At 42.8% G+C, this 20498-nt stretch carries 18 protein-coding genes and 2 pseudogenes; 12 read left to right on the top strand and 8 right to left on the bottom strand.

Annotated features, from left to right (window positions below; translation table 11 throughout):
- Positions 1-127: 127 nt before the first annotated feature.
- From JKP77_RS10590 to JKP77_RS10580, 3 genes and pseudogenes are all read left to right on the top strand, one after another.
- A pseudogene (locus JKP77_RS10590) lies at positions 128-406 on the top strand (efflux RND transporter permease subunit); the annotation flags it as partial.
- Positions 407-514: 108 nt separating this feature from the next.
- The gene (locus JKP77_RS10585; protein WP_218311142.1) at positions 515-1147 is read left to right on the top strand and encodes a cation diffusion facilitator family transporter; all 633 of its coding nucleotides are present in this window, start codon (positions 515-517) and stop codon (positions 1145-1147) included.
- Between the two features lie 256 nt (positions 1148-1403).
- Positions 1404-2615 (top strand): permease, encoded by a 1212-nt coding sequence (locus JKP77_RS10580; RefSeq protein ID WP_218311141.1) that lies wholly within the window; start codon positions 1404-1406, stop codon positions 2613-2615.
- 182 nt (positions 2616-2797) lie between these two features.
- On the opposite strand, the pseudogene JKP77_RS10575 reads toward JKP77_RS10580, so the two are convergent.
- The 4 genes and pseudogenes from JKP77_RS10575 to JKP77_RS10560 form a co-directional block, all read right to left on the bottom strand.
- A pseudogene (locus tag JKP77_RS10575) lies at positions 2798-3749 on the bottom strand (IS30 family transposase).
- A gap of 320 nt (positions 3750-4069) precedes the next feature.
- Positions 4070-4858: a tyrosine-type recombinase/integrase gene (locus tag JKP77_RS10570; RefSeq protein ID WP_338024859.1), complete on the bottom strand. Its 789-nt coding sequence runs from the start codon at positions 4856-4858 to the stop codon at positions 4070-4072.
- Positions 4809-4958 carry a DUF3703 domain-containing protein gene (locus tag JKP77_RS10565; RefSeq protein WP_246601167.1) on the bottom strand — a complete coding sequence of 50 codons (150 nt, stop codon included), beginning with the start codon at positions 4956-4958 and terminating at the stop codon, positions 4809-4811. Before JKP77_RS10565 ends, JKP77_RS10570 begins: the two co-directional genes overlap by 50 nt.
- 93 nt (positions 4959-5051) lie before the next feature.
- Entirely contained in the window at positions 5052-5756 is a 705-nt protein-coding gene (locus JKP77_RS10560) for a helix-turn-helix domain-containing protein (RefSeq protein WP_218311139.1), read from the bottom strand.
- A gap of 154 nt (positions 5757-5910) precedes the next feature.
- On the opposite strand from JKP77_RS10560, the gene JKP77_RS10555 reads away from it, so the two are divergent.
- The 5 genes from JKP77_RS10555 (at position 5911) to merA (ending at position 9874) form a co-directional block, all read left to right on the top strand.
- A complete protein-coding gene (locus JKP77_RS10555; RefSeq protein WP_044447510.1) occupies positions 5911-7149 on the top strand; it encodes a tyrosine-type recombinase/integrase in 1239 nt (412 codons plus the stop codon).
- 92 nt (positions 7150-7241) lie between these two features.
- A complete protein-coding gene (gene merR, locus JKP77_RS10550) occupies positions 7242-7631 on the top strand; it encodes an Hg(II)-responsive transcriptional regulator (protein ID WP_218311138.1) in 390 nt (129 codons plus the stop codon).
- A 123-nt stretch (positions 7632-7754) separates the two neighbouring features.
- Positions 7755-8102, top strand: coding sequence for a mercuric transporter MerT family protein (locus JKP77_RS10545; protein WP_015067766.1), 348 nt, complete (start codon positions 7755-7757; stop codon positions 8100-8102).
- Between the two features lie 50 nt (positions 8103-8152).
- On the top strand, positions 8153-8431 hold the full coding sequence (gene merP / locus JKP77_RS10540; protein WP_044447517.1) for a mercury resistance system periplasmic binding protein MerP: 279 nt from the start codon (positions 8153-8155) through the stop codon (positions 8429-8431).
- A 3-nt stretch (positions 8432-8434) separates the two neighbouring features.
- The gene (merA, locus tag JKP77_RS10535) at positions 8435-9874 is read left to right on the top strand and encodes a mercury(II) reductase (protein ID WP_052806657.1); all 1440 of its coding nucleotides are present in this window, start codon (positions 8435-8437) and stop codon (positions 9872-9874) included.
- A gap of 742 nt (positions 9875-10616) precedes the next feature.
- Here merA and JKP77_RS10530 read toward each other — a convergent pair.
- Together JKP77_RS10530 and JKP77_RS10525 are read right to left on the bottom strand one after the other, a co-directional pair.
- On the bottom strand, positions 10617-11687 hold the full coding sequence (locus JKP77_RS10530) for a hypothetical protein (RefSeq protein ID WP_218311137.1): 1071 nt from the start codon (positions 11685-11687) through the stop codon (positions 10617-10619).
- A gap of 153 nt (positions 11688-11840) precedes the next feature.
- The gene (locus JKP77_RS10525) at positions 11841-12767 is read right to left on the bottom strand and encodes a porin (protein ID WP_218311136.1); all 927 of its coding nucleotides are present in this window, start codon (positions 12765-12767) and stop codon (positions 11841-11843) included.
- A gap of 142 nt (positions 12768-12909) precedes the next feature.
- Here JKP77_RS10525 and JKP77_RS10520 point away from each other — a divergent pair, with 142 nt between their 5' ends.
- Complete coding sequence (locus JKP77_RS10520; protein WP_218311135.1) at positions 12910-13257, top strand: hypothetical protein; 348 nt, start codon at positions 12910-12912, stop codon at positions 13255-13257.
- A 144-nt stretch (positions 13258-13401) separates the two neighbouring features.
- On the opposite strand, the gene JKP77_RS10515 is transcribed toward JKP77_RS10520, so the two are convergent.
- Positions 13402-16377, bottom strand: a complete 2976-nt coding sequence (locus tag JKP77_RS10515; RefSeq protein ID WP_049586311.1) for a Tn3 family transposase — start codon at positions 16375-16377, stop codon at positions 13402-13404.
- 234 nt (positions 16378-16611) lie between these two features.
- Positions 16612-17553: a site-specific integrase gene (locus JKP77_RS10510; protein ID WP_053909437.1), complete on the bottom strand. Its 942-nt coding sequence runs from the start codon at positions 17551-17553 to the stop codon at positions 16612-16614.
- A gap of 176 nt (positions 17554-17729) precedes the next feature.
- On the opposite strand from JKP77_RS10510, the gene JKP77_RS10505 reads away from it, so the two are divergent.
- The 3 genes from JKP77_RS10505 to JKP77_RS10495 all read left to right on the top strand — a co-directional run bounded on the left by JKP77_RS10505 (position 17730) and on the right by JKP77_RS10495 (position 20497).
- Positions 17730-18680, top strand: a complete 951-nt coding sequence (locus tag JKP77_RS10505) for a DNA-binding protein (RefSeq protein ID WP_018624881.1) — start codon at positions 17730-17732, stop codon at positions 18678-18680.
- A 120-nt stretch (positions 18681-18800) separates the two neighbouring features.
- Positions 18801-19166 carry a hypothetical protein gene (locus JKP77_RS10500; protein WP_106646697.1) on the top strand — a complete coding sequence of 122 codons (366 nt, stop codon included), beginning with the start codon at positions 18801-18803 and terminating at the stop codon, positions 19164-19166.
- A gap of 98 nt (positions 19167-19264) precedes the next feature.
- Positions 19265-20497: a TolC family protein gene (locus JKP77_RS10495; RefSeq protein ID WP_045980007.1), complete on the top strand. Its 1233-nt coding sequence runs from the start codon at positions 19265-19267 to the stop codon at positions 20495-20497.
- Position 20498: the final 1 nt, after the last annotated feature.

Here is a 20498-nt window from a genome sequence, read left to right as displayed (position 1 = left end):
ACGTGCCATATGAGTTGTATCGTTAACAGCTAAATAAAGGAACGTAAATAATTGGGTTAACGCCACGCAACACTTGGGCTCAGCAATCTAGACATTATTGTGATCATAGAATGATGTGGGGTGGCACATTTTATGGCTGTCTTTTATCAGGCAGAGGATGGAAGAAACTGGCGAGTTAGTAAACTCGATTATTGATGGTGCAATGACTCGCTTGCGGCCAGTACTCATGACCGCGCTAGTGGCGAACCTTGTTTTTGTGCCCATGGCGCTTAACGTAGGTACTGGCGCAGAGGTGCAGCGACCTCTGGCAACCGTGGTCATTGGTGGGATCATATCCTCTACCTTGTTAACTGTGGTTGTACTACCTGTACTCTATAGACTCGTTCACAGCAAAACTGCAATCTAATGTTAACGGCTTTCAGATTAATGACGAAAGCCCTTATTTCGAATTATCCAGAACGGCGAAACTAGTATATTGTCGTGTCATTCATTTTTTGACGTTGCAGGAAAAAGTATGGAACCAACAAGAAAAAGTGATTTAAAAAAGGCGAGAAAGCTTCAAATATTAAATGTCATCTATGATGCAATTGAAGTAATAGTCGCTTTAATAGCAGGGATAACTGCCAATAGTTCAGCGCTCATAGGATGGGCATTGGACAGCACAATAGAGGTGGTAAGTGCTGCCACCCTTGGCTGGCGTCTACACGGTGAGCTTAAAGGAATTGATAAAGATCAGGTGAACAGACGGAAAAAAATAACTCTTTACGTGATCGCAGTATCATTTGCTTTGGTCTGCATATTTATATCTTATGATGCAGTTACAAAACTTCTTAGTCAGCAAACTTCAAGCTGGAGCACTATGGGGTTAATCATTTTAGTAACTTCTTTGCTTATCAACCCTATTTTTATTTATTTCAAAAGAAAATATGGCCGTAAGCTGGACAGTCCAGCGTTACTTGCCGATGCCAAAGATACCTTTATCTGTTTATACCAAACTATCGTTGTTCTTGCTGGTTTGCTATTGGTAAATTGGTTTGGCTGGTGGTGGACAGATCCTGTGGCGGCGTTGCTCATTGTACCTTATGCAGCAAAAGAAGGTTGGGAGGCCTACACTAAAGCAAGAGAAATCAACGTTGATAAGAAGTAACAGACCTCTAGACGTTTACAATACATTCGCTCAAAACTGACGTTATTCATTTTGTAAAAACTATAATAGTTTCTTAATTACTTAGATTTTTATCAGGTAATGCTGTTAGCGGAGCAGTTCTATACTTCGGTGATCGTAGTACGGCACATAAGGCAATGATCCATGCGTCCAATGATTAAAATACAAATACACAGGAAGCCATAGCGCTTTTAACTGAATCAGGGTTAGATTTACATCGTGCGAAAGGAGGGGAAACATGAGTGAGTTTTTAACGCAATGGCAAGAGGCCGCCCACACTACTTTGGGCCTATTTTGGATGGCTTTTTGGGCCTTCGCGCTTGGTTACCTAATAAGCTCAATGATCCAAGTTTTTGTCACCAAAGAGAGAATGCAAAAATCCATGGGAAAAACTGGACCCAAAAGTGTCGCATTGGGCACTTTCTTTGGCTTTATTTCCAGTTCCTGTTCCTTCGCAGCTTTATCTACAACGCGTGCTCTATTTGTAAAAGGTGCAGGCTTAATCCCTTCGCTTGCTTTCATGTTGGCGTCCACCAATTTGGTGGTGGAATTAGGCATAATCATTTCTATTTTTCTTGGGTGGCAGTTTGTTGTAGGAGAATATGTCGGTGGTATTCTACTTATCCTAGCCGTTTGGCTGTTGGTCAAACTGACGTGTAAAAAAGAGTTTGAGGAAAAATCGCGAGAGCATGCAAAAAAAGCAGAAGGTGGCGATAACCAAGCGAGTAGCAAGGAAAAAAGCTGGAAAGATAAAATAGCGAGTAAAGCGGGATGGCACCAAGTTGCTAGCCGCTACACGATGGAATGGAAGATGGTATGGAAAGATGTGACCATTGGGTTTACGGTCGCCGGTATCATCGCGGTATTTGTCCCCACTGAATTTTTTCAATCACTTTTCATCGGAGCCGGGCAAGAATCGAACTCCTTTTTGCAGATTCTTGCACAAACCATCGTTGGCCCCGTTGCGGCCTTTTTTACTTTTATCGGCTCCATGGGCAACATTCCGCTAGCGGCCGTGTTATTCGGGCAGGGGGTAAGTTTCGCTGGAGTAATGGCGTTTATCTTTAGTGATCTGGTGGTATTTCCAGTGTTGCGGATTCAGGCGCAGTACTATGGCTGGAAAATGGCCATTTATATACTGATTGTATTTCTATGTGCGCTTGTGGGCGTCTCGCTCGTCATGCACTATGGACTCGATCTCTTGGGGCACTTGCCTGATGCTTCAGGATTTCAGTCAATGACAGATCGTGAGTTTTTTAACATAGACTACACGTTTTTCTTGAATTTGCTCTTTCTCGCGCTAACCGCTGCATTCATCGTTTGGCAGTTCTACAAAAAAGAAAAATCGATGTCAGCTAATCGAAGCCTAGGCGACTGGATACTGCTGTCGCTTTCGATTGTCGCGTATGGATGGCTTGCAATTGGTGTGGCTGTGCTTCCATTTTTATAGTTTACCAGTGAAAAGTTGTTTGGGTGATGACGTATATTATGAAATATTTATCGGGGAAACCTCACACACCCAAACAACTATTGATAGCGGCTTAAAGAATTCCTACAATTAACTGCTGCTTTAAATGGGGGGTACATATGCTCTATTCGCGGATTCAACCCCGAAGTGCACCACTCGCTAAATTAAGCCACGTTGCGTAATTCTTTGAATACCGCGACTGGCTGTTTAAATCCCAGACACTTTCGCGGTCTGGCATTCAGTGCCTTTTCAATGTTCGCTATCTGTTCGTTTGTTACTGTTCGTAAATCGGTGCCTTTACGGATGTATTTGTCGTAACAATCCGTTAAAGTTTTCGTTCAATCCGCGCTCCCAAGACGAATAAGGGTTAGCGAAGTAAATGTCCGTCTTCAACTTCTCTGCAACCAGTCCATGGTCACAGAATTCACTGCCGTTGTCCGCCGTAATAGTGCGAACATGGCGGCGATATCGCCACAACATGCCAACCATGGCTCTGCTCACCTCCGCCGCACTTTTCGCGGGGACTTTACGTATCAGGTACAGCTTACTCTTGCGCTCGACTAAGCTGACTATCGCGCCTGTTCCTTGCTTCCCTAAAACGGTATCGGCTTCCCAGTCCCCAAACCGTTTCTTCTTATCTACAATAGCTGGGCGACGTTCAATCCCTACGCGATTCGGGATAATGACACGTTTCGCTCTGCTGCCTTGTCGGTACTTCCGGCGACCATGTCGCAATTGCTTATACAGCTTACCACCACGCAGTTTGTCTCTCTGGACGTAGCCGTAAATCCATTCATGGCTTACCGAATGTCCAATGATTTTACCTACACCTGCAATTTGCTCAGGGCTCCATTTCTGGTTAAGCCCGAACTCAACAAACGTAATTGTAAGTGCTGGTATGCCGTATTTGGCTGCCAGACATCGTCGTTTAATTGTCTTAGCATGAGCCACTTCCGGCAGGTAGTGATTATCACGAATTCTGTTGCGCCGGACTTCACGGCTAATCGTGCTGTGACTCACTTTCAGCCGCTTTCCAATATCTCGGTAACTGAAACCCTCGCGTAAGTAGGCTTCGATCTGGTATCGTTGCCCTTCGATCAACTGCTTGTAACTCATGGTAACTACTCATGTTTGTTTGGCGACTACAGAGTACCACCAACAGGCAGTTGATCTCTCCTCACCGTTTAACCATGAGTGGTGCACTTATTATCTGAATTCGGGTTTAGTAAAATAGAGATTCAAACAGCAGGTTAGAAAGTTTTTGAGAACTAGACTTCCAAATTATTTAAGGGTGATTTAGAAGTCTCAGTATTTTTGCCATTCGGCCTGCTAAGTCATTTGGTCCGTTTTCACGTGGTTTAATTGAAGTGACTAGTTCAATTAGGGTTAAATCAAACCTTAGCCGGAGAAAGAAGATGGTCGATTTCAGTCCGAGGCTAAAGCTTTCTCGTCGAACCTTTTCGAACTCTATCTCTGTGCGCAGGCGCCACATAAACTTCAACAGTAGTCTTTACGCTAGCATGTCCAAGCTCTTCAGCTAGCATGGTTTCATTTGATTCGTCCAATGCCTGAGTAGCGCCCGTATGACGCAACCAATGTGAAGAGGCACCCGCAATAAAAAGTGCTTGCTGCTTCCTATTAGTCTTAACTAGTTCTTTTATTACCAAATCAAATGCCTCTTCAACAACATTATTCAAGCTATCTTGATGCAAAGGTGCACCTGTTTTGCGAGAGGGAAGCATTGGTGAATCTTCATCAATTCGGGGCAGGGGAGTTAACCCTAGAGAACTCCTATAGCGCGACAAAACATTGTCGATGTATGAATCCGGCACTGTAACTAATCGCTCTTTTTTACCTTTGCCAATCACGTTTAGAACCCAACCTTCGCCACTTGAGTCTAGTCTGAAATGATTAAAAAACGGTGTATAGTAATCACGGTGTGACAACTCAGAAATACGTAAAAATAGCACTTTGAGTGTTAGCACTACAAAGCGATGCAATTCGTATTTTGGGTTTTCATCAGCAGCTTTGGTTAAACTCTCAATAAATAGATCCCAAGTATCATCATCAAATGTGTGTGGTGGTTGGTATATCTTGCCTTTAACCAGGTACTTACAGTTTTTCTTCGCATCAGAGACATGGTTACGCCTAACCAATTCAGCGTCAAATAAGAATTTAAAAAACACGATGAGGAATAAGATAACGTTGACCCAGAATATGTGCACGCTCTAACGCAATGAAGGCAGATGATAAACCTCCTGTTGCTTCAAGTTCCCGAGCCAAAGTCTTTGAGCGTTCATATTCACGTTTTAGAAGTGGTTTCATAATTTTGCTGCCTTCAAACTGTCTATGTACCGGAATTATTCATGGTTTTAGTCGAAGGGTATTGAACAAATCGCCTGTATTAAGCAAAAGCGTCTATCGTTTATCCATATGTTGGGTTTGTCCTGGTGTTACGCCAATAGTGTCGCGCAGAATTCGTGTAAAATGAGCTTGATCGGCAAACCCTGCATCATAAGCGGCATCCGCTAAGGAAGCGCCTTTTGCTAATGATTGAAATGCCAAGTTTACCTGTTTCCATACAATGATTTTTGAAAATGGGACGCCAAAGTAGTGTGTCGATAAGGCGCGAAGTCTAGAGACTGAAAGACCTACATGTTTCCCGATAAGCTCGACAGTTGGGCGTTTATCGATACTGTTGAGATAAGTCATCGCCGAGATTAATCGTGCGTCAATGACACTGTTATTTTGATGATAAAGTGTTTCCAGCTTATTCATCATGTCACGCAAAGGAATATCCGCTAACAACGTGTCTAAAATTTCCAGAGAGAGGCTTTGTACTACTGAACCTTTTTGCTGAGAGGGTTGCAGAGCGTTGGCAAAAAAAGAATCGGGTTCAATAAGTAGAATGACAATGGGTGATGATGTAGTAATTCTATGTTTAACACCTGAGGGAATTAACCACCCATTACCTTGTTTTTCAAATGTGTTGTCATCGGTAACAGTAATGCCTGCGCCTGCAACCAACTGCAGAGCGGCATGGGCATGCAAATTATTTTCTGCGCTCATACCTCGAAACGCAATCCATGTTTCACCAAAACAATATTCGCCTTGCCATTTCAAATTAAATTTACCTTTGTTCGCCAAAGAGGAAAGGTTTATTATCACCGTCGAATATCCTATCTTTAACCCCCTATGTCTAATACGGTTTAGTATTAGACATAGTGTATAAGGGTAAGTTATAGTGTTGCCATCTTAACCTACAATAAAAACTCACTTGGCCATCACTAAACCCACACCTTTGTTTCCCACGTATGCTGAGCTGGCAGAGCTCAGTTTGTCTGACTATCCGCAGCTAAGTTCATTCTTAGAAAAGCAACCGACATGGATGAGACAGCACTGGGACTGGGCGAAAGAATACCTTTTATATATAGGTCGCAACAAATCACAGCACACGTATGTGCGTTTTCGAAATGACATCGAAAAGTTTCTACTGTGGGTCTTTATGGTGGATAAACAGCCAGTGGACGATTTGCGCAAAGCAGATATTTTACGATACATCGATTTTTGCGTGGCGCCACCGGTTAAATGGATAAGTACGCAGCTCCATGACCGATTTAGCCTCAAAAACGGATACTTTGCTTCAAACCTTAAGTGGACGCCGTTCAGGCAAACGCCGCCCAAATACGATAAGGATAGAGTGCTCGATCCGAAAAAGTACCAACCATCATTGCAGACCCTCGAATCTACTTTTGTGGCATTAAGCTCTTTTTACCGCCATCTCATCGATGAAGAAATTTGTTTCGGCAATCCCATTCCATTGGCGAAACGTGATTGTAAATATTTGATAAAAGACAGTCAGGTGAAGACGATCAGTCGATTAACGGAGCAGCAATGGCAATATCTCTTAGATACCGCAGTTGAGATGGCTGATAACGATCCACTTGTGGAACGCAATTTATTCGTTATTGCTACCATGAAAACCCTATTCCTAAGGCTTTCAGAGCTCTCGGAGCGCCAAGACTGGACACCATTGATGAGTCATTTTTGGACAGATGAGGACAACAACTGGTGGTTTAAGGCCTATGGAAAAGGCAAAAAGATTAGAGATATCACGGTACCACCGGGTTATCTTACGTTTTTAAAACGCTATAGAGAATGGCGTGGATTGTCATCGTTACCATCAAAAGGCGAGCAAACCGTGTTGGTTGAAAAAATACGAGGTCGTGGAGGTTTAACAAGCCGTCAAATATCCAGGCTCGTGCAGCAAGTATTTGATGCAGCTTTCGATAAAATGAAGTCTGAACATGGAGTAGAAGCCGCACAGAAATTAAATGAAGCAACGACACATTACTTGCGTCACACCGGTGCCAGCATGGAGATTGAACGTGACAGGCCTTTGAAAGATTTATCTGAGGATCTAGGTCATTCAAGTAGTGCGACCACTGACACGGTTTATGTGCAAGTGGAGCGAAAACGCCGAGCGGCATCAGGTAAAGACAGAAAAGTTCAATAGCTACATTTGACATTTAGATAGACAATATCTCGGTTTAAGCCCTTGATATAACAACTTGTGTCTTATAATTATATTGTAGAGGTGATTCGCTTATGTCAGGGACAATCGGAAAGATTGCAAAACTAATCGGTGTGAATAAAGAAACCATTCGCTTTTATGAGCGCAATGGCTTAATCAGTCAGCCACAAAAGCCCTCTGAGGGTTATCGAGTATATCCTAAGGAAACGGTTGATAGGATCCGATTCATAAAACGCGCTCAAGAATTAGGATTTACGCTTAAAGAAATAGATTCTCTGCTGTCCTTAAATAGCGAGTGCTGTAGCAAGGTAGAAGCGCTAGCAAAACAGAGACTTGCATCTGTGCAATCTAAGCTGGAAGACCTAAAACGATTAGAGCATGCGCTATTGGAGAGCATCACTAAGTGTCAGACGAATGATGATGATAGCCATTGCCCCATTATTAATGCCCTGTCACCAAAGTAAATGTATTTAACTATCTAGAGCATCCCGCTAAAAAATCACAATGAAATAACTAATCAAGCTTGACTCTGTACGAAGGTACATACTTTATACTCGGTGCTATCTTATCCAATATCGAGATTAAATATGATCAACGACGACTCTAAAATGCCGATGGTGGGAGGTATTATCGCGGCGATCGGGGCAGGCATTTGTTGTGTAGGTCCGTTAGTCCTATTGTTGCTTGGAATAAGTGGCTCATGGATTAGTAGCCTAACCGCTTTTGAACCGTACCGTCCAGTTTTTGTAGTGACCGTCATGCTCTTCCTTGGCTATGCAGGTTATAAAATCCATCGGCCGATTGAAAAATGCCAACCAGGAAGTGTCTGCGCAATTCCGCAAACAAGGCGTCGTCGTCAAATTGCCTTTTGGATAACGTCATTAATAGCACTTGTTTTGATCACAAGTAACTATTGGCTAGTTTGGTTAATCTGATTTCAAGAACCTTACACAATCCCTAAAACATTTTAAAACAGGAAAATATTATGAAAAAACTATTACTTACGATGGCTTTACTTTCAAGCACCACGGCGTGGGCAGAGTTAAAAACAGTCACGCTAGAAGTACCTAGCATGAATTGTGTTACTTGTCCCGTTACGGTCAAATTAGCACTGAAAAAAGTGAAAGGCGTAAAAACAGTCGAGGCTACATATGAACCAAATGAAGCCATTGTTACCTTCGACGATACGAAAACCAATACAAAAGAGTTAATGGTAGCCACCGAGAATGCAGGCTATCCGTCTAACGTAAAAAGTAGCGATTAATCTATGAACGCACAAGGCAGCTCTAATTGTTGTGCAAGCAAGGCGAAGCAACTTCATGTTGCTATTATTGGCAGTGGGTCTGCGGCATTCTCATGCGCCATTAAGGCGGCAGAAAATGGTGCAAGGGTCACCATAATAGAAGGAGCCGACGTAATAGGCGGGTGTTGTGTTAATGTCGGCTGCGTTCCATCAAAAATTCTCATCCGCGCCGCTCAATTAGCGCATCAACAACGAAGCAACCCTTTTGAAGGCATTGAAGACCACGAACCTAAAATAGACCGCACGCTTTTATCGCATCAGCAAATCAGTCGCGTAGAAGAATTGAGAACTACAAAATACCAAAATATATTGGAAAACAATCCTGCATTAACCTTGATTAAGGGGTATGCCCGGTTTATTAGTCAAAATGAGCTGAATATTACCCATACTGACGGTACCGAAGTAACACTACTTGCAGACAAGTTTCTTATTGCAACAGGCTCAACACCCACCATCCCTAAAATAGAAGGACTACAAAACACCCCCTATTGGACTTCAACAGAAGCGTTGTTCGAAAAAAAGCTACCTAAGAGCCTTGCAGTAATTGGCTCATCTGTTGTCGCTGTAGAAATTGCTCAGGCATATGCTCGATTAGGTTGCAAAGTTACTATTTTAGCGCGCAATACCTTGTTGAAAAGTGAGGATCCACTGTTGGGCGATAGATTAAGTCAGTGTTTTGAAAAAGAGGGTATTGAAATTAGAAATAATTCTCAAGTTACTCGAATCACCCATGATAAAAACGGTTTTTTAATACAGACCCAAGATGAGAATTTGCTCTGTGAGAAGTTATTGATATCTACAGGTCGTCACGCAAACACTTCAAGGCTTCACTTAGATGTCGCAGGTGTTGTGACAGACAATAAAGGTGCAATCATTGTTAATGAAAAACTAGAGACAAATATCTCTCATCTATACGCCGCAGGTGATTGCTCAACCATACCTCAATATGTGTATGTTGCTGCGGCTGCTGGCAGCCGTGTTGGTTCGAATATGACAGGTGCTAACGTGAAACTAGACTTATCAACAATGCCTGCCGTTATTTTTACCGATCCTCAAGTTGCCACTGTTGGTTTGACAGAAGTTGAAGCCGAAAAACAAGGTATAAGCGTTATTAGCCGAGTTTTAGAGATGGACAATGTTCCAAGAGCCTTAGCCAACTTTGAGACAGACGGTTTTATCAAGCTTGTAGTAGACAAGCAATCTAATAAGCTTATCGGAGCACAAATTCTAGCACACGAAGGTGGTGAGCTAATCCAAAGTGCTGCCCTTGCGATTTACAATAAAATGACAATCGATGACTTAGCAAACCAACTCTTTCCTTATCTTACAATGGTCGAAGGACTGAAACTGTGTGCGCAAACTTTCAGTAAGGATGTCAGTGAGCTGTCTTGTTGCGCAGGTTAGTAACTGAAAACCTATTCAGGATGTTATTTATGCAAATATTTCTCATTCGCTATGCATTATTTTGGTTTTTTGTTTAAGAAAAGCATTAAGTGAAACCTTTAAAAAAATAATATATAAATAACAGGTGCTTACGTTAAAATATCGAATTTCAGTGACCTAAACGGTAGTTCAGCCATAATATGAAAAATCTCATCGAAAGAGTGGTGCTAGTTCAGGGAAAATGCCTGCTAGTTTGCCTTTTAACGTAATTACACAGGTAACCTAAAAAGCTAACAGCTTATTAAGCATCTACCGATACCTTTAGAAACTTTCACTCCTTTTACGCTCTGTCCACATAACTGCAGAATAGCTTATAAGCTCTCGAGCAAATACGGCTGAACACATTTCCTGAAATCTTTAAATTTCCCGAATTTTTTTTAAATTGCCACACTCGTTACAAGTCAGTGCGTTTTAATGCCTTATTTAACATAATATACATTATGCGCAATTGACTATTGGGATGGATGAGGGCGGCTATGGCCAGCGTTGGCCTGTGCTCTATGGTTGTTGCTGCGGTTTATACTACGGCGTGCGCTACGTGAAATCTGACGCACTAACGTGCGCTATCGCTCGCAGATTTGCTCAGAATGTGCGTCGGCGATATCCAATTCGTACATGCTGTTGGAGTTATTTTGCCACGACATGACTTTTTGCTTTGTGGTGTGAGTTGTTTGCACGAGTAATCGTGTTCTCGTCTTGGCGGTCAGAATAAGAATGATTCAATAAGCAAATCTTCTAACAGTACACCTACTATTAAAATTGCAGCATTCCCAGAATCGTTATCCCGAATACTTTTGGTTAATCGACACGTAAAGTGTGCAATAAACTTACGCGTAGATTCATCATACTGAATGTCACTCAACGAGTAATCAGCACCTTCTAAAGATATGATTTTCTGTTCGTCACCTTGCCAGTAATCTGACGTATAGTCAGAAGCAGCAATTAGCAAACCATCTGAATTGGTCAACATGATTTCACCTATCACGGGGTTGTTTTTCTTTACCTCTCGCAATCTCAATGAAATCTGGTTCGTTAAAATTCTTTTTGCAGTGTCTGTTTGTTTCCCTTCTGCAAACGCTTTTTGCCACTCCTCGTCTTCAGATGTAATCAGCGCTTGAACTGGTTGCGTTGTCACTAATTTTTCAGAAATCTTCTCCAGCATTTTGCTATCGAACTGTGGCAATACGGTTGTTTTTACGTAATCGAGAATTTTGTTTCTTTCCAATGCGCTTAATTGTGTGACTTCTGTGTTGCATGCACTAATACTTGCATTAAATCGGTGCACTAACCCAGGGTTAGCTGCAACATAATGCTTTGAAAATGTAAGCGTTTTGGCGGCATACCGTAAAAAGGTACTGTAAAGTTTATCACTGTCTGTGTTTCCAAACCTGTCTGGTTCTAATGTCTTACTATCAGCAATAAAAGCCTGGACGCGATCAGCGTATAGCTGTTTAATAAGTTGCGAATAACTAACCGCTTCCATGAAAAAATCTACACCATGAGATTGCAGCCATTGTTGTTCATCACTTCCCCTGATCACGCCTAACCGAGGAGAGTCTCCGAGCGCTTTTACAGGTTTTGATGAGTACGCGTGCCACTTCTCAAGGTAGATTGGATTGGTTGGCTGCCCGAGTGAAATATTATTTTCACTCGTCAGAAATAAGCCATCTACTTTTCCTGTCCGCAGTTCACGTTTAGCGCGAGCCCACGGCATTTCAAGTACGTGCATGGTCATATTTAGTTTGTCGAAAATGCACTTCAGCACCGAAGTCACTTTTTGCTGCTCAGCAAGTCGAGGCCTTTCACTGTCAATATCCTGGTGTATCTGTGTAGCTAATGTTATCTGATTGGACGATTGGCTACCGTACGCCATGGAAGCAGTTATTAGTAAGATTAAGGATAAAGCAGCTCTCACAGTGACATTGCTCTAATAGGCCACAACGAAGTCATACTGGAAACCGACTGCCAGATAGCTGTTGTCTTCAACGTCTTCCTTGTCAATCTTCGTATACCAGGTGTATAGCTTAAAGCGGTCAGTAAATCGATAATCGGCCCCAATGCTATAGGTCATATCATCTTCCAGGGTTTGATATTGTAGGCGGTAGTCTATTTTGCCGAGGAGATAACTCAAATTAACTAAATAGCCATCCCGGCTTTCGCCACCACCATCAGGCTCCTGAGTGTGATAAATACCGGTAATTTTGGCGCCGGCCAGGTTAAACCTCGTGATTGCACGGGTCACATTGTAATCTTTCACATCCCAATCGTGGGAAATACTCGCATAGATTTTTGTTTTTTTGAGCTTTCTATCCCCATAAAAAATACCGCCAGAATAAGCGGCGTCTCCATCGGCTGTTTTTTCAGCCTGATAAAGCGCTTCTACATGAAAATTATTGAAAGAAGGGCTGGTGTAACTAACAACGTCAGCCAGGCGATTATCTCCTTTCCACAGAGCATTAACATCGCCTTCATAGTGATTATATAAGTCCCCTGCTCTTCCTATTGCCCAGGTTGGAGTGAAGTTTCTGCCTATGGTAACTTCACCAAAATTTTCTGAACGGATACCAATATATTGGGGTCTTTCAGTAAGATTGTCCTGGCCTTTTTCCTGCATAATATCGACTTTCCATTCAAGGCGATAAATCACTGATAAATCGTCATCAATAGCAACATCTCCGCGTACGCCTAGCCAGGAGTTGTTACTTCGGATTTCAGTAAACCTGCCCTCGCCTTCTTCTGATGACTGTGCATTTACGTTTATTCGGCTGTAAAACTCTCCCAGACCATCCGCGTGGACTATCGGTGTGTGTGAAAAAGCTACCGCCATCACAACAGCTACCAACCTGACTTTCATAATCTTCAACTTATTGGTGAAAGGTATATAAGCTATAGACCAATGACATTCACGCTGAAAATATCAAGTCACCTTGCATATTCGCCAATTTTAACTAATTTTTTAGAGACTTTACTTTTTTAGCAGTTACTTCGAGGATTTTATGATGGATTCGAGTCAGCTAACCATTCGTACGAAATTTGCTATTCCGCTCGTGTTCGTAAGCCTCTTAGTCATTGTAGTGAGTATTCTCAGCATTACTGGTGGTGCGAGGTTGTCAAAAGATGCGCATGAACTTTCAACCACGTTCATCGATTCAGTCAATCTTACGCTAAATGCAGATCGTGATTTATATCAGTCACTTACTGCTATTCAGAGCCTTGTAATTAATAATGCATCTCAAAGCGGAAGTTCAAATAATGCACAACTGCTTGCTGATTTTCGTGAGAACGCCCAGCAAGCACAGGATGAGGTACGGCCACGATTCGTAACAAATCGACCAATAAAATAATTAACCACTTGAATTAAAAGAAAAATTCAAGTCAAACTGTTGATTTTGCTTTGCGAAGTTATCAGATAAGTCTATTTGAAGTTTTCCATTTAATATATTTACCGACGCTGTATACAACAAAATGTAAAATCTCGTCCAACCGTATTACTGCGGGCTTTGGCTTTTTATGATGTCAAGTTTGTAGTTTAGGGGCTTTCGCTTTTTACTTAAATCGAGATGGTAATCGCCGAAGCGATTAATATGCTCAGTTCGATATGGCGAAAGAAACTTCAACACCTCTTCTGAAATTGGCATTTGACGTTGTTTCAATTGCGACAGAACTTCTGTCATGGATTGAACGTTATGCAAAATAACCAGATTAGCCACAAGCTGATTATACTTAATGACCTTCCGCTGTTCATGTCGCACATTTTCCGCAATAATACCGTCACCCCCAAAGAACAACCACTTGGTGAAGTTATTGAACTCTTCACTTTTATTGGTAGCAGAATGAATGGTGCGCCTGAGCTCCACATCGCTAATGTACTTCAGTAAGAATATAGTTCGTATCGCTCTACCCAACTCACGAAAGGCAAAATACAGTCGGTTTTTACGGCTGTAAGTTCCCAAACGTTTTAAAATTGTAGACGGTGATATTTTTCCTGCCTGAATAGACAGTGCCACACGTAACATATCGGGCAGGTGTCGTTCAATCAATGACCAATTGATATTACCTCGGAACAAACGGTTTATATGCTTGTACTTGGTTCGACCGTCAGCTTTGTAAAATACCAGCTTCTTGATGTTTCGTATTCGGGGCATCAAGTCAATACCTAGCAAATGAGCCAGGCCAAAAACGGTTGTGCTTTGAGCTTGAGTGTCTCCATGGATCACATCCGGCTGTATGTCCGATTCATTCTTAATGAGGCCATCAAGGATGTAGATAGCTTCATAAACGCCACACGGAATGAAGTGGCTGAATAAAGCTATGTAAGTGTCCGAGACGTGATAATAACCTATACCGCCATACCCCCCATAACGGATATGATACTCTGATAATAGGTTCTGTTCGTACACGTTCCACTTGGTACCATCAGCTGATGCTGATTTACCTGATCCCCAGAAGGATGGCAGCTCAAACTTGTTATAAGCATTCACGGTTTTTACAATAGCTTTTTCAAGTTTCTCTTCAGTGACATACTTTAAATTCAGCCAAGCAACTTGCTTACGGCTTAAGGTCTTGATTGAGCGAGCTGTTTGAGTTGGCCCAAGATTGCAGCCATAACAAAAAAGGGTCGATATAAAGCGTTTACGAGGATTATCAAGTTTGCTTTCAAATCCAGATACAGGCTTAAACAATTTGTGGGCGTCCAGCCATTGCTCGGATTCTACCAGAATATCGACAATGCTCTTTTCCTCAAGAGAGTCCCGTAAGGCTTCATCAAGCTTCTTGAGTTGTTGGGGCTCAGGGATATTCTGATGTCTTCTAATCACAAGCTGATCATTATTGAAATCAAGAAACTCATTGGATTGAAATTGCTCGTCCACCTGAGTTGATAATTCGCTGAGAGTTTTCTTTAATTCAGTTGCAAAGGTTTTGCTATCCTTTGAAAAACCTAGCATGTCAGTATATTCAGATAAACCTTGCTCGTATTCATCCCAACTGATTAGTTCTTTGCGATAATCTGAATGTTCCAGGCTGTAACGAATGAATAAATCACCTGAGCTGAGTTCATTCTTGATCCGAGACAGAACACACAACTCAAAGTATTTACGGTTGACCGTTTTCGTGTCTGCGTTGAATATCAGCTTCTTCCATTTATCGTTCACCCAGGGCTGCGCGACAAACTCCTCATAGTGACCCAGTTCCTGCTTGTGGGTATTTCGATACTCCAGAATGGTTTCTAGCGCCAGTAGAATCGAGCTATCTTCAGATGATGACCCTAACTCTAAAAGCTCCAAACAGTTCAGAAGCTGGGCACGTTGCGGTTTATACAATTTAAGCATAAAGGGATAATAATTATTTCCAGCATAGGCTAAGTGCTCTTCACACTCAGCTAATAGTATCGCTGGCTCTTCGCTCATGGCGTTTCGAATATCCGACAGTGATGGCGGTACGCCAGCTTCATTATCACCATAAGTTTTTAAGACATTACGAAACTGGCTGATAAGTTTTTCCGTTCGCTGTGTATGCTCCTGATGGTATTCCATCAGTCGGGTCTCCGCAGATTGGTGCAACTTATTCAATTTTCGTTTAAAGATACCCGCCACGTCGTCTAAGGATTGACTTAATTTTGATTGGATCATCAACACCATCAGTGTGTAACGTTTGGCCTGCTTCATTTCTTTTAAGTGAAAAGCATCCAATGAACGAGCCTCTAAAGTGAAATGATGTTTCTTCGTTAACGGTAGGAACTCCATATTTGGTAAGCGTTCGACTAGGCCTTGTAACCATTGTAAATGTTGAAGGTAGCTTTTGACTTCTTTATTCGTGGGTTTTTTAACTTCTCGTTTAATCGAGTCCCAGCGTGTTTTACTTCCAGAGCTATTAAGCATTCTATCCAACTCAGCTGTCAGCTCATGATTCAGCTTTCTATGCGTTTGCTTGAAATAGGCATCGTTGACTTGCTTTTTAGCTGATTTAGCGTATTTTACCAGAGTTGAGAAGCCGGGTAATTCATAGCGCTGTTTAACCAACCCTTCAATGACTATATTGATAATATCAGCGATTTCATGCTTTTTCTCAGATGCTTCGGATGACAGCTTATGAAGCAATAATGTTGTTTTATCATTGCTTTCAATTAGCTTAATGTCTAGATACCTTCTCACTAAAGCCTTTAACCGGGTTCGACTTCCACCTCTATCGAACCGTGATAAGTACTTTCTCGGAGCGCTCCTCATTTTCATCTGCTCAGAAATATGACTAATAATCTTGTTAGGGATGTCAGGAGACTTGAGAAAATACCCCAAACGCTGAGTTAATTTAATATGGACTAACAGGGCAAGCTGATCCAATTTGCGCCGGCGCTGCTGGCGAACATAGGCAATATCCTCGGGGGTGGGTGTATATACAGACTGTAATTCAGACTGACTCATGTTAGGTTTAATGCGCGGGTAAGCGGTTTCATTGATTGTTGTCATAGAGATATAAATACCAGCGACGGATCTCGAGGCCAGCTAGGAGGTCTGATTATTTGGTTACATTACAAAATGTTCGACTGTTTAGCTCAGCCACAATCACCTTGCAGTTTATCTAAAGTAATTTTAGTGCTGAGAAGTTTATTAAACTTGCGCAAGACGTTTAGTGTCCAAGTTCAATCTATACTGAATTCATGCTTAAAACTCATGATGAAGTGGCCCAGTCACTGTACTGCATTATTTTAGCTGTTCAATAAAGTGTTGCTGAATCTTATGCGATGAACCAATGTAACGAAGCGCCGTTTTTGGATCTTTCCAACCTACATATTCCATAAGCTCTTTAAGGCTCCAGCCATTACTGTCGGCCCAGGATGCGAACCCCCGTCGTAACGAATGACTACTAAAGGCATCAGGGTGTAATAGTCCAGCACCACTTGCACACTCTCGAACAATATTAATGATTGTATTGGATGTCATGCTCTTATGATTAAAATGTCCCCAGCGGTCGATCCCTACAAATAGCGGTCCTTTGCTTAATTCAGCGGCCGTAACCCAGTCCTGATAAGCAGTGACAGGGCAGAGTTTTTGCAAAGCTGGAACTTTATAGGTCACCCCTTTATTATCCCTATCGCCTTTCGTAGTAGGAAAATACAGTGACATTCCCTTGTTGGGGATCATGGTCACGTACTCAACATGGATATTAGTGAGCTCATCTGCTCGAAAAGCACGCCAGAACCCGAGTAGCAGAATGGCTTTATTTCGAATGAGTCTCAAGCCTTTCCTATAATCCTTTGACTCCTTTATCGACTCCTCAAGCCACTGAATAATGATTTTCAATTCTTCTAATTGGAGAGGCCGAGCCTGCTTGGTTTGGTATGCATGCGTTGCTCGGATACCTTTCATTACTTTTTTTACTAATGGTGCTTTCGTAGGATCTGGAAAACCGTATTCATGATGCCATTTTGCAAGTACGGCCAACCGGTGTGCTAAGGTGCTTGAAGTCAGCTTATCAGCGTAGTGACTGAGATACTGTGCAATCGCAGTTGGAGTGGCAGGTAAGAGTCCCCCCCAGTGACGCTCATAGTGTTCAATGGCGGTACGGTAACTGCGTACCGTATTTTCGCGAGTGGCTGCGTTGACGTAAAAACTCACTAAATCAATATTTTTAGAATCGGGCATATATGCGTGTTATGTACGACTTTATCTCATCATATCGTCCAAAAATGTCTATCACAATAGATAATCTACTATTATCTAAAATGAATTTTCGAAAGCTATAGACACGTAGATGACACAGTAATAATATGTATATACATATTATGTATTACATTGCAAAATAATCAGAGACTTAAAAAATGGCGCGCACAGGCATCTCTCAATTTGACGTTGAAAAAGCATATAAATCATTGACTTCACAGGGTGTAAATAACCCATCAATTGATGCAATACGAGCTGAGCTGGGTAACACTGGCTCCAAAACCACCATCTCAAAATACCTCAAAGACATTAAAAAGACCCGTACTAACGGTACACTCACCGAGGTCAAAGTCTCCGACGCCATTGGGCACCTGGTAAGCCAGCTTGCTGCCAGGCTCAACGCTGAAGCGAATAAAACCATTGAAGACATGGAGCAAGCCTTTGATAAAGAGCGTAAGTCTTGGAATCAAGAAAAGTCAGGACTTGAGGAGTCGTTAAGCCAAGCCACAGAGCAAAATAAAGCTCTAAGTGATAACATTCACTCACTACAGGCGAAGCTCAATACTGCCAGCCGTGAGAGTGAGCAACTGAACACTGAGTTGCAAGGTATTCAAAGTGACTTGAAAGAACTTACAGCTGTTTGTGGACAAAAAGATGAACGAATTATCGATCTGGAGAAGAGTCTGCAACACAGTTATGACAACTTGAGCCACTTCCGCGAATCCGCTAAAGAACAGCGTGATCAACAAGAGCGCAAGCACGCTGAAGAAGTGTCGGGATTGCGAGCAGAGCAGCGAAAGCTGGGGCAAACCATTGCCTCTCAACAGTCAGAACTCACGCAGTTGAACCGTCAGAACGCTGAGCTAATCACCGAAAAGCGGTTGTTGGCCAAGTCACAGCGCGAACTTCAAAACTCATTAAAAGCGTTAACTGAACAGGTGCAGTCAGCCAGTACTGACAGAGAGGAGCTACTAGCGCAACTTGATGCTATAACCAAAGAAAACAATGAGCTAAACACTTCCGTTGTTCAGCTAGAGCATGAGGTTGAGGAATTGAAATCGCCCGAGAAACTCGCAAAAAAACAGGAAGTAGCCAAGTCTAAAAGCTAGCCTTTAAGCACAAAGCTGTGTAATAGTTGGTTAGTATCCACTTATCTTTTGTGAACTAACTGATAATCTGCTAGTCTACTGCCCTGCATTTATGAGAACGAGTAGAGACTCTTTTTTACCGTGAACCGTCAACTTTTAACTTTCGCTCTAGCCATATTGATTGCCCTGCAATCGGTAGTTGCTGTGGCGGACGTTCATCAGTTTCATCAATCCGGTTCTGAGCATCTTACTTTTGATCACGAGCATCAAAAAGCTCACTCTTCTCCAATACCAGATGATGACAAGCGTTGGTTAGAATCAGAAAAGAGCAAAAGCTACCAGCTTGATTGCCACCATTGTTGTCACTGTCATGGCTCATCACACCCTTTCTTTCTGGGTCGCCAAGATATCTCTGCTTCTCTTTATCAAAAGGGTGCTATTTTAGGCAACCCTTCCCATTACCGTTCCCATATAGCCTTCCCTGATAATCCCCCTCCGATCAGTTAAATACAGTACAAATAAACTTTTATTCTGAGGTATAGCGTTGTGCAAATGCCAACCCAGCTGTACCTGATGTACTTTGATTTTAATTGTGAGGAAATTTCATGAAGAAACTATCCGTTTCTTATGCGATGTGTGCCGTTATTTATTTGCTGTCGGCTTCGGCGCAAGCGCAACCCGTTGATTGGGAGCGCTGGCTGGCATCACAGATAAAGCAGCACCCAGACATCATCGCGGCCCGCGAGCAACTGCAAGGCTCGGAAGCTACTGCGGACGCAGCGGAACAGCCACTTTACAACCCGGAGTTATCTTCTGAGCTGGAACAGGTTGGTGAAGAAAATAACTACCGTGTAGGTGTTTCTCAAACGGTTGACTGGTGGGATAGACGAGGTGCTAAACAGCAGCAAGCGGCTTTTATCCGACAAGCAGCCAAAGCCCAGTATCAGCAACAGGTTATGAGTAAGACTGCTGAGGCTCTATCAGCATTGGTTGAGTGGCGTGCCAGTAATGAAGCCGCCATTATTGCTCAGGCACAAAAAGAGCAGCTTAATGCATTATTGCAAGTGGCTGAAAAGCGCCAAAAAGCAGGGGATATAGGCACTATTGATGCTGAACTCACCTTTCTATCTTTATCAAAACAGCTGGCACAGGTCGCTGAGCTTGAAGTCGCTTTGCAAAAAGCAGAAAGCAGAGTGCGCGAACTTTTGCCACAGTGGACTCCTGAAAAAGGAGGCATTCCCGAAGATTTCTGGCCTTCGGAGCCAGTGTCCATTACTGACCAGGAGTTGTTACAACATCCCTATGTTGCCAGCGCTCAGGCTCGCTGGAAGTCCATCAAGGAAGAGGCCGTAGCAACCCGCCGCGCAGCCAAAGCAGAGCCGACCTTTGGAGTCAATGCTGGTCGCGACGGTGGAGAAAATACTGTCGGCCTGACCTTCTCGATTCCTTTGAATGTACGTAATGACTACAGTGCCGAAACTCGTGTGGCTAATCGTGCAGCACTAGAAGCAGAGGCCCGATTCTTGGCCGTTTATCGCAATCTACGGTTTGACTGGCAGGCTGCACAAGCTGCCTGGAAACGTTATGACGAGCAATACCGACGCTGGCTCGAGCTAGCTCGTGGCAGAGTTGAAAATAGTGCTGACTTGTTGGAACGCCAGTGGCGAAGCGGCGACCTATCAACAACTGACTACCTGCTCGCTCTCAACCAGCGTTCGGAGAGCCTGCTGGCAGGAATCTCACTCGAAAAGCACACACAACTTGCGTTAACCGAAGTGTTGCTGCACTCCGGCCAGCTCAGAGCTGTTGCACCAACTGCGACTAAGCCACTGAATTAAA

The sequence above is a fragment of the Alteromonas antoniana genome, assembly GCF_019249295.1.
In the GTDB taxonomy this organism is placed as follows: Bacteria; Pseudomonadota; Gammaproteobacteria; order Enterobacterales; family Alteromonadaceae; genus Alteromonas; species Alteromonas antoniana.
Note: the sequence above shows the minus strand (reverse complement) of the source record. Positions and strands in the feature narration are given on the sequence as shown.

Coding starts and splice junctions, on each gene's coding strand:
- JKP77_RS10585 (WP_218311142.1), top strand. CDS start 515: ATGGAACCAACAAGAAAAAGTGATTTAAAAAAGGCGAGAAAGCTTCAA.
- JKP77_RS10580 (WP_218311141.1), top strand. CDS start 1,404: ATGAGTGAGTTTTTAACGCAATGGCAAGAGGCCGCCCACACTACTTTG.
- JKP77_RS10565 (WP_246601167.1), bottom strand. CDS start 4,958: ATGAAACCACTTCTAAAACGTGAATATGAACGCTCAAAGACTTTGGCT.
- merR (WP_218311138.1), top strand. CDS start 7,242: ATGTCAGGGACAATCGGAAAGATTGCAAAACTAATCGGTGTGAATAAA.
- JKP77_RS10545 (WP_015067766.1), top strand. CDS start 7,755: ATGATCAACGACGACTCTAAAATGCCGATGGTGGGAGGTATTATCGCG.
- merP (WP_044447517.1), top strand. CDS start 8,153: ATGAAAAAACTATTACTTACGATGGCTTTACTTTCAAGCACCACGGCG.
- merA (WP_052806657.1), top strand. CDS start 8,435: ATGAACGCACAAGGCAGCTCTAATTGTTGTGCAAGCAAGGCGAAGCAA.
- JKP77_RS10525 (WP_218311136.1), bottom strand. CDS start 12,767: ATGAAAGTCAGGTTGGTAGCTGTTGTGATGGCGGTAGCTTTTTCACAC.
- JKP77_RS10520 (WP_218311135.1), top strand. CDS start 12,910: ATGATGGATTCGAGTCAGCTAACCATTCGTACGAAATTTGCTATTCCG.
- JKP77_RS10515 (WP_049586311.1), bottom strand. CDS start 16,377: ATGACAACAATCAATGAAACCGCTTACCCGCGCATTAAACCTAACATG.
- JKP77_RS10510 (WP_053909437.1), bottom strand. CDS start 17,553: ATGCCCGATTCTAAAAATATTGATTTAGTGAGTTTTTACGTCAACGCA.
- JKP77_RS10505 (WP_018624881.1), top strand. CDS start 17,730: ATGGCGCGCACAGGCATCTCTCAATTTGACGTTGAAAAAGCATATAAA.
- JKP77_RS10495 (WP_045980007.1), top strand. CDS start 19,265: ATGAAGAAACTATCCGTTTCTTATGCGATGTGTGCCGTTATTTATTTG.